This is a genomic window from Streptomyces sp. NPDC054841 (genome assembly GCF_053611045.1).
On the sequence record NZ_JBSGZO010000575.1, the window covers coordinates 1 to 4,899 of the forward strand.

The 4,899-nt window shown below is 70.5% G+C and carries 5 protein-coding genes; 4 read left to right on the plus strand and 1 reads right to left on the minus strand.

Translation table 11 applies throughout. From position 1 onward, the window contains the following. Positions 1-24 precede the first annotated feature (24 nt). The gene (locus tag ACWGI8_RS39545) at positions 25-1,095 is read left to right on the plus strand and encodes a pyridoxal-phosphate dependent enzyme (RefSeq protein ID WP_453668280.1); all 1,071 of its coding nucleotides are present in this window, start codon (positions 25-27) and stop codon (positions 1,093-1,095) included. On the opposite strand, the gene ACWGI8_RS39550 is transcribed toward ACWGI8_RS39545, so the two are convergent. Beyond that, positions 1,074-2,672 carry a Na+/H+ antiporter gene (locus tag ACWGI8_RS39550; protein WP_453668281.1) on the minus strand — a complete coding sequence of 533 codons (1,599 nt, stop codon included), beginning with the start codon at positions 2,670-2,672 and terminating at the stop codon, positions 1,074-1,076. The genes ACWGI8_RS39545 and ACWGI8_RS39550 overlap by 22 nt on opposite strands. Before the next feature lie 44 nt (positions 2,673-2,716). Between ACWGI8_RS39550 and ACWGI8_RS39555 the strand changes: the two genes are divergently transcribed. The 3 genes from ACWGI8_RS39555 to ACWGI8_RS39565 all read left to right on the plus strand — a co-directional run bounded on the left by ACWGI8_RS39555 (position 2,717) and on the right by ACWGI8_RS39565 (position 4,626). After that, a complete protein-coding gene (locus ACWGI8_RS39555; protein ID WP_453668282.1) occupies positions 2,717-2,977 on the plus strand; it encodes a UBP-type zinc finger domain-containing protein in 261 nt (86 codons plus the stop codon). A gap of 243 nt (positions 2,978-3,220) precedes the next feature. After that, positions 3,221-3,634 (plus strand): ATP-binding protein, encoded by a 414-nt coding sequence (locus tag ACWGI8_RS39560; RefSeq protein ID WP_018845530.1) that lies wholly within the window; start codon positions 3,221-3,223, stop codon positions 3,632-3,634. After that, entirely contained in the window at positions 3,523-4,626 is a 1,104-nt protein-coding gene (locus ACWGI8_RS39565) for an RNA polymerase sigma factor SigF (RefSeq protein WP_453668283.1), read from the plus strand. The genes ACWGI8_RS39560 and ACWGI8_RS39565 overlap by 112 nt, the downstream gene beginning before the upstream one ends. Positions 4,627-4,899 lie beyond the last annotated feature (273 nt).

A 4,899-nucleotide genomic window follows, 5' to 3' on the forward strand; every position in this document is an offset into this window, starting at 1 on the left:
GCGAGAGGCGGCGAAGATGGTGGGATGAACGCGTTCGACCTCGCCACCCTGCGGCCTCGGCTCCCCTCCCCCCTGGAGGCGGTCGAGGACGAGCGCTTCGCACGGCACGGCGTCCGGCTGCTGCTCAAGCGGGATGATCTGATCCACCCGGATCTGCCGGGCAACAAGTGGCGCAAGCTGGCGCCGAATCTGCTCGCCGCCGCCGGGAGTACGGTCCTGACCTTCGGTGGCGCCTATTCCAACCATCTGCGTGCCACGGCCGCCGCCGGCCGGCTGCTGGGCTTCCGCACCATCGGTGTCGTACGGGGTGACGAACTCGCCGGGCGGCCCCTCAACCCGTCACTTGCCGCATGCGCCGCCGACGGGATGCGGCTGCACTTCGTGGACCGCGCGACGTACCGCCGCAAGGCCGACCCGGAGGTACTGGCGGCCCTGCTCGACCGCTTCGGGGAGCACGGAGAGCACGGAGAGCACGGAGAGCACGGAGAGTGTTACGTCGTCCCGGAGGGCGGCAGCAACGCGCTTGCCGCCCGCGGCTGTACGGAGCTCGGACGCGAGCTGCGCGGCGTGGCCGATGTGGTGGCCGTGGCGTGCGGGACCGGTGGGACGCTCGCCGGGCTCGCGGCCGGGCTCGCACCGGGACAGAAGGCGCTCGGCGTGCCCGTACTGAAAGGCGGCTTCCTGGGCGAGGAGATACGCGCCCTTCAGCAGGACGCCTTCGGCGGACCGGCGGGCGACTGGTGGCTCGACGAGCGTTTCCACTTCGGTGGCTACGCCCGTACCGGCCCCGGGCTCGACGCGTTCGCCGACGATTTCGAGGCGCGGCACGGGCTGCCCGTCGAACGTCTCTATGTCGCCAAAATGCTGTACGGACTTGTCGCCCTCACCGAGGAGGGCGCCTTCACACCCGGAACGGTCGTCGCGGCCGTGATCACGGGAAGCCCCGGAACTCTGGGAAGCCCGGCCGGCCCGGAGAGTCCAGCGGGCCCCGGAAGTCCCGCCGGCCCGGCAAGCCCGGAACGTCCCGCCGGCCCAGGAAGCCCGGCGAGCCCGGGAAGTCCCGTAAGCAGCCCTCAGTCCTCGCCCTCCCGGTAGGCCGCCGCCTCCTCCAGGTCGAGCCCGCGCAGCAGCGTACGCATCATCTCGTCGTCGATGCGCCGCTCGTCGCGCAGCCGCACGAAGACCTCCCGCTCCGACTGGATCACTTCGCGGGCGAGCCGCCGGTAGGTCTGGTCGACGGACTCTCCAGTGATGGGGTTTCCCGCCCCCAGCCGCTCCCAGGGCGAGTTCCTGCGGCGTTCGAGAACCGTGCGCAGCCGGTCGGCGAGCGGTCCCGGCAAGGCGTTGCGCTCGTCGGCGAGCAGCTCCTCCAGGCGCTCCTCGGCCGCCCGGGACGCCTCGCTCTGAGCCTGTGCCTCCTCCAGAGTGAGGGCCTGGGGATCGCGCTGCGGCAGCTTCAGGGCACGGATCAGCAGCGGCAGGGTCAGCCCCTGCACCACCAGTGTCCCGATCACCGTGGTGAAGGTGAGGAAGAGGACGAGGTTACGGTCGGGGAAGGGCTCCCCGCCGGGCACGGTGAGGGGGATGGAGAAGGCGATCGCCAGGGAGACCACTCCGCGCATTCCGGCCCAGCCGACGATCATGGGTGCCTTCCAGGTCACGCCCGGCTCCCGTTCCCTGATCCGGCTCGACAGCGCCCGCGGCAGGAAGGTGGCTGGGAAGACCCAGATGTACCGCACCACGACGACGGCGACGAAGACGCCGACGGCGTACCCGGCGGCCTCCCAGATCCCGTACGCGCCGAGCCCCTGGACGACGAACGGGAGCTGCAGCCCGATCAGCGCGAAGACCGACGACTCCAGGAGGAAGGCGACCATCTTCCAGACGGCCGCCTCCTGAAGCCGGGTGGCGAAGTCGACCTGCCAGGCCCGGTGCCCGAGGAAGAGGGCGACGACCACGACGGCCAGCACGCCGGAGGCCCCGACCTGCTCGGCGGCGGCGTAGGCGATGAAGGGGATGAGCAGGGAGAGGGTGTTCTGGAGCAGGGCTTCCTTCAGGTGCGTGCGCAGCCAGTGGATCGGCACCATCAGGACCAGCCCGACGCCGATGCCGCCGACCGCCGCGAGCAGGAACTCACCGATACTTCCGGCCCAGCTCAGGCCCTCGCCGAGCGCCGCGGCCACGGCCACCCTGTACGCGGTGATCGCGGTGGCGTCGTTCACCAGGGACTCGCCCTGGAGGATCGTGGTGATGCGGTTCGGCAGACCGAGGCGGCGGGCGATCGCGGTGGCGGCCACGGCATCGGGCGGGGCCACGACCGCCCCGAGGACGAGTGCCGCGGTCAGCGGAAGGCCGGGCACCAGCAGATAGGCGAACCAGCCGACGACGACCGTCGCGAAGAGCACATAGCCGACCGACAGGAGGGCGATCGGCCTGATGTTGGCCCGCAGATCGAGGTACGAGCTCTCCACGGCGGCCGAGTGCAGCAGCGGGGGGAGGATCAGCGGCAGCACGATGTGCGGGTCGAGGGTGTAGTCCGGGACCCCGGGGACGTACGAGGCGATCAGCCCGATCGCGACGAGCAGCAGCGGGGCCGGCACCGGTGTCCTCCGGGCCGCCCCCGCGATCACGGCGCTCGCCGCGATCAGCGCCACCAGAGGCAATGCGTCCATTTCCCCGACCTCACGTCCGTCGCCCGCGTCGTAATCTGGCAATCATGAGCGAGTGCCCACATGTTCTCGACCTGCCGCGCCCCGAGCCCGCACAGCTGAGCCACACATGTCTCGAGTGCCTGGCGGACGGAACGCATCCGGTGCAACTGCGCCTCTGCCTGACCTGCGGGCATGTGGGGTGCTGCGACTCGTCGGTGAGCCGGCACGCGTTCCGGCACTCCGAGGGGGCGGAACATCCTGTCATGCGTACCCTGGAGCCCGGAGAGAGCTGGCGCTGGTGCTTCGTGGACGGTTCGATCGTCTGACGTGTGGGTACGTCAACCATCCGCCGGCTCTTCGCAATTGAGACCCGCAGACCTCTAGCCACTGTCCGTACTCATAGGCTTACCATGAGTGACAGCGTCGGGTAGGGGTCCCGGCGACACGGCACCATGGATCACGGTAGCGTCGCCAGTCCAGGTACTTGGCTGCGCACCGACGCGCGGCCCTCGGCTCCGGGAGCGTCCTCCCGGGGCCTCGATCGACCTTGTGCCACCTTGGAGGTGAGGGTGTCCCAGATCGCAGGCGAGCCCGGGACTCAGGACTTCGTGGAAGTCCGGCTGCCCGCTGCGGGTGCCTACCTGTCCGTGCTGCGTACGGCCACGGCCGGCCTCGCGGCGCGCTTGGACTTCACCCTCGACGAGATCGAGGACCTGCGCATCGCTGTCGACGAGGCCTGCGCGATCCTGCTGCAGCAGGCCGTCCCGGGATCCGTCCTCAGCTGCGTCTTCCGGCTCGTCGACGATTCCCTGGAGGTCACGGTCTCGGCTCCGACGACCGACGGCCGCGCCCCGGAGCGCGACACCTTCGCCTGGACGGTGCTCTCGGCACTGGCCGGCAAGGTCGACTCCTCCGTCGCGGACGACCGTACGGTCTCCATCAGCCTGTACAAACAGCGCGGCGCGGGACCCGGGCCGGCGTGAGGGACGGGGACGGTCCGGTGCGTGACGAGGAGCGCATTCCCGGAGTGCCGAACGGCGGGCGTGCGGCTCCGGCGGAGCCGGCGCGTGTGCCGGCGGGCATCCCGGAGCAGCAGGCCAGGCCGCACCCGGTGGACGAGCGCGACGGCCTTTCGGCCACGGTGGAGCAGGCGCAGGCAGAGCGGGCGGCCCATATGAGCGAGCACGAGCACGACTCCAAGGAACACGAGCACCACGATCCGAACGACCGGAGCGAGGCGCGGTCGATGTTCATCGCGTTGCGCAAACTTCCTGAAGGCTCCCCCGAGCGTGCCGAGCTCCGGAATCAGCTGGTGCGGATGCACCTGCCCCTGGTCGAGCACCTGGCCCGCCGCTTCCGCAACCGCGGCGAGCCGCTCGACGATCTGACCCAGGTCGCCACGATCGGCCTGATCAAGTCGGTGGACCGGTTCGATCCGGAGCGGGGCGTCGAGTTCTCGACGTACGCGACTCCCACGGTCGTCGGCGAGATCAAGCGCCACTTCCGCGACAAGGGCTGGGCGGTCCGGGTGCCGCGCCGTCTCCAGGAGCTGCGGCTCGCGCTGACGACGGCGACCGCCGAGCTCTCCCAGCAGCACGGCCGCTCGCCGACGGTCCATGAGCTGGCCGAGCGCCTCGGGATCTCCGAGGAGGAGGTCCTGGAGGGCCTGGAGTCGGCGAACGCGTACTCGACGCTGTCGCTGGACGTGCCCGACACCGACGACGAGTCCCCGGCGGTCGCGGACACGCTGGGCGCGGAGGACGAGGCCCTGGAGGGCGTCGAGTACCGCGAGTCGCTGAAGCCGCTGCTGGAGGATCTGCCGCCGCGGGAGAAGCGGATTCTGCTGCTTCGCTTCTTCGGCAACATGACGCAGTCGCAGATCGCCCAGGAGGTGGGCATCTCCCAGATGCACGTCTCCCGCCTGCTGGCCCGCACACTCGCACAGCTCCGCGAGAAGCTGCTGGTGGAGGAGTAGGGGGCTGCGCCCCCAGCCCTTCCGGGAGGTCCCTTGGGGCCGGCACTCCGAAGCCGCACCCGGCGACCGGACCCCGGAGGGGCCGGCGTCTGTCTTCTGGATCAGGCCGGATCAGTGAGCGTGCGTGCCGGCGCACGCGAGCCCGGCAAGATCGACCGGACAGGACCTAGTGCTGTGGCCGGAAAGGTTCACCGGCTCGCGACGCCCTGCACGGCACCTCGCTGCGTTGTCGCATCACCCAAGTACGTCCAGTACGAGGGCGATACTCCGCCT

Excerpts from the sequence above, each read along its gene's own strand:
- ACWGI8_RS39555 (WP_453668282.1), top strand. The coding sequence starts at position 2,717 with ATGAGCGAGTGCCCACATGTTCTCGACCTGCCGCGCCCCGAGCCCGCA.
- ACWGI8_RS39550 (WP_453668281.1), bottom strand. The coding sequence starts at position 2,672 with ATGGACGCATTGCCTCTGGTGGCGCTGATCGCGGCGAGCGCCGTGATC.
- ACWGI8_RS39545 (WP_453668280.1), top strand. The coding sequence starts at position 25 with ATGAACGCGTTCGACCTCGCCACCCTGCGGCCTCGGCTCCCCTCCCCC.